Origin of the sequence: Ferruginibacter sp. (genome assembly GCF_014377975.1) — a bacterium.
In the GTDB taxonomy this organism is placed as follows: domain Bacteria; phylum Bacteroidota; class Bacteroidia; order Chitinophagales; family Chitinophagaceae; genus Ferruginibacter.
In genome coordinates this window covers 1-3834 of sequence record NZ_JACMOO010000074.1, presented here as the reverse complement: position 1 = coordinate 3834, position 3834 = coordinate 1, and the positions used below count along the sequence as shown (strand labels likewise).

The following is a 3834-nucleotide window of genomic DNA, read 5'->3' as shown; positions in this document are numbered from 1 at the left end:
TTATAAATTGTTTTTCCAAACAAATATTTTATTTCAAAACTATCCCATTCTTCGGGTATGCAGGGTTCAAATCTTAATGAGTCGCCTTCTTTTTTCATTCCCAAAAAATAATCTGTAATCAATTGATACATCCAGCCTGCGGAGCCAGTATACCAGGTCCATCCCCCACGTCCTATATGCTTTTTTTCAGCATACACATCCGCAGCTATTACGTAAGGCTCCGATTTGTACATTGCAATTTTTTCAACACTATTACCGCGGTTTAGTGGATTAATCATCTGTAATAATTCCCAGGTTTTCTTTCTGTTGCCCATAGCTGCAAATGCCATTACCAGCCAGATAGCAGCATGTGTATATTGCCCGCCATTTTCTCTTACGCCGGGTACATAACCTTTTATGTATCCGGGATTAAGTTCAGATTTATCAAAGGGCGGATCAAATAATTGTATGAGCCCGGCTTCTTTACGAACCAGGTATTTATCGGCAGATTCCATTGCTGGTAACGTTCTTTCCACATCACCGGCTTTAGATAATACTGACCAGCTTTGGGCAATCGAATCTATTTTACATTCTTCATTTTTATGAGATCCGAGCGGCGTACCATCATCAAAATATGCACGCCTGTACCATTCGCCATCCCAGGCATTTTCTCTAACATTAATTCGTAATTTTTCAGCTTCGTTTATGCATTTTTCTGCAAAAGTGGCATCATCATTAAGGAGTGCAATTTCTGCAAACCGTATCAAAACATCGTACAGAAAAAATGCAAGCCACACACTTTCACCCTTTCCTTCATTCCCTACTTTATCCATACCATCGTTCCAGTCGCCTGAGCCAATAAATGGCAGGCCGTGTGTGCCAAATTTTAATGCATACTCAATTGCCTTTACACAGTGATGGTATAAATCTGCAAACGTGTTCGATTTTAGCGGCAGATCGTAATACGAATCTTCCCCAGCATTCAATAATCTTCCTTCAAGAAAATATACCTGTTCATTTAATATTTCTTTGTCTGCAGTGGCTTTTACATAAGCCGCAGTAACAAAAGGCAACCATAGATAATCATCGGAACATGTAGTTCGAACGCCGCGGCCGGAAGGTGGATGCCACCAATGCTGCACATCTCCTTCTTTAAACTGTCGGGATGCGCACAAAAGAATCTGTGATTTTACCAATGAAGGTTGAGAGTGCATTAAGGAGAGCGTATCCTGCAATTGGTCTCTAAAACCAAAAGCGCCACCTGACTGGTAAAACCCACTGCGGGCCCAGATACGGGCTGCAAGTGTCTGATAATTTAACCAGCCGTTTGCCAGCATATTTAATGCAGCATCAGGTGTTTTAAGCTGAATAACTCCTAATGCGTTTTGCCAATATTTATGTACTTTATTTAAGGCATCATGCGCAGCGGCGGCTCCTACACTTGCATGTATTGTGTCAATAGCATGCTGCATATTTTTACCGGCACCTAGCCTGAAAATAACTTCCCTTTCTTCTCCCTCTGCAAGCTCAAATGCAGTTTGTATAACTCCACATGGATCAAGGCCTGCGCCTGTTTTGCCTGATAATCTTGATCGGTTTAAGCCATCAGGATTGTTCATTGCACCGTTTCGGCCTAAAAATTCTGTTCTGTCGGTCGTAATTGATTTATTTGTTCCGTCTGCATCAAAAAAAGCAATGCGATTTGTAAATTCAGCACTATAAGCATTGCTTGCAAAAATAGCTCCGGTGGCATCATCAACTTCTGTTACAGTGTGTTTTAAATATTTTGCACGTAAGTCGCCTAATACCCATTCTACATATCCTGTGGCCGTCAATTTTCTTGGCCTGCCTGATTGATTTACGATTTTTATAACAACAAATTTTACAGGTGCCTCGATATCTGTAAACACCATCATTTCTGAATATATACCATCTTCACTGTGTTCAAAAACGCTGTAACCAAATCCATGGCGGGTTATATAGGGCGATGTGCCACGGCAGGGCAGCGGAGCAGGAGACCAAAATTTGCCACTTTCTTCATCCTTCAAATAAAATGCTTCTCCTTTTAAATCGGAAATGGGATCATTGTTCCAGGGTGTTAAACGTATTTCATGCGCATTATCAACCCAGGTATAAGATTGGCCACTTTCACTTATGATGCTTCCAAAATTAGGATTTGCAAGTACATTAATCCATGGCACAGGTGTTAGGTTTTGAGGCGTTGTTGTAATAACATATTCTTTTCCATCAGCTGTAAATCCTCCAAGGCCATTAAAAAATTGCAGGTCATTTCTACGTTCTACTTCTGTGTAAACAGAAGGATAGAATTTGGTAGGACTGAAATAGGGAATCGTTGTTTTCGATTTGGCACGTCTGTTTATCTGTTCTTCCAAAGTGCCATACTTATCAGCAATAACAATATGTGCTACGGCTTCAAATAAAATTCTGTCTTCGTTAGATATTTGATCTGCAGATCTTATAAAAATACCACCAAGTTTCTCTTTAAGTTCCAGCCCCATTTCAGGTGCAACAAGGCTTTGTATCTGTTGGTGTAATTCCTGGCGGTAAACACCATGGTCATCATTCCAAATAACTAAATCGACCATTAAACCTTTTAAGCGCCAGTATAAATGGGCCTGTATCATTTGCTTTACAAGACCAATGTTTTCAGCATCTTCAATCTGCACCAAAATAATTGGAAGATCTCCTGAAATAGCATAACGCCACAATTCCGGTTGTCCTTTTTTATTTTTTAAAATGATTGAAGGATCGGCTCTTAACAACTGGTTTGAATAAATCATAGAACCTGCAAGCAATGAATACAGATGTGCATCCGATTCTATTGCGTTAATCTGCCTTAATATTACCTGACTATGGGTCCAGGCAAGTTCTAATACTCGGTTTGATAAATGTTGTTCCTGGTATTTATCAACAAGGTGATTGCATATTTCTTTTGTTTCTGCCATACCGGAAATAATATCTACCGTAACAGCTTCATTACCTTCTAAAATGATGCGGTATTGAATAGATACAATGGGATCTAAAACGGAACCATCGGTATTTGATAATATTTCCTGCTGCTGCATTACCCTTGGTTTTGCGAGCGTGTTTCCTCTGCCAATAAATTTATCACGGTCCGTTTCATAAGACACATTTAGTATTTCTGCACCATTAACCTTCATTAAATGAAACATCCATGGCGTTTTTTCATCTAATGAACGTGGGCGGCGTGTGCATAGAATTGCGTTGCGCTGATCAACAATTTCCGTTTGTACAAATAAGTTGCTAAATGCAGGATGAGCTTCATCAGCCGCAGGTGTTGCCAGCACTACTTCTGCATAACCTGTTATTTCTAAAATTCTTTTTTTGCGGGAGCGGTTGGTGATATGTATTCTTCTTAATTCAATATCATCTTCCGGCGACACAACAATTTCTGTATGTGTTTCCAGCGAAAAATCCCGACGACGAAACTCCGCTCTTCCTTCTGAAAATACAGCTTCATAATTTTCGCCCTGCTGCATGGTAGGTTGATAAGCTGATGACCAGAAAAGGTTGCTTTCTAAATCACGTATATAACAAAAGCTGCCCCAGTTATCGCAGGTAATATCTTCTCGCCAGCGGGTAACTGCAATATTTTTCCATTTACTGTAACCTCCACCGGCATTGGTTATCATTACATGGTATCTTCCATTTGACAGTAACTGAATTTCGGGTATAACCGTATTGGGCGTATTAATAATTCTGATAGACTGGTCGTTACCGGATACAATACTTGTATCGCCTGCATGCACACTCGGTGAATAAAAAGTACTGATTCTTGGTATTCTTTCCTGCAATAAAAGCAATGCTGATTTT

1 pseudogene is annotated in these 3834 nt (G+C 40.0%); it reads right to left on the bottom strand.

Annotated elements, in window-relative coordinates:
* Positions 1–3834 (bottom strand): annotated as a pseudogene (locus H7254_RS04445) (cyclic beta 1-2 glucan synthetase); the annotation flags it as partial.